Source organism: Photorhabdus viridis (assembly GCF_040256935.1).
Lineage (GTDB): Bacteria > Pseudomonadota > Gammaproteobacteria > Enterobacterales > Enterobacteriaceae > Photorhabdus > Photorhabdus viridis.
The window spans coordinates 1-223 of record NZ_JBEJZY010000592.1 but is presented as its reverse complement, the minus strand read 5'-3'; the positions used below and the strand labels follow the sequence as shown (position 1 = coordinate 223).

The 223-nt window shown below is 59.2% G+C and carries 1 protein-coding gene; it reads right to left on the bottom strand.

Features of this window, described 5'->3' with window-relative positions; all coding sequences use genetic code 11:
• On the bottom strand, positions 1–223 hold a 223-nt coding region (locus ABR397_RS24690), incomplete at both ends, for a phosphopantetheine-binding protein (protein ID WP_350307969.1).

Here is a 223-nt window from a genome sequence, read left to right as displayed (position 1 = left end):
TAACTCACCCTCACGGGATATCGGCAGGATGGCCGGCAGGACCGTGTCCGCCTGACCAGACCCGCCCTGCATGACCTCAGCAAACGCCAGCAAAGTGGGGAATTTAAACAGGGTCGCCAGCGACAGTTCAACCCCGAAAGCCGCGACCCGGTTCATCACCCGCACCGCCAGTAACGAATGCCCCCCCAACGCAAAGAAATTGTCATACCGGCTGATTTGCTCA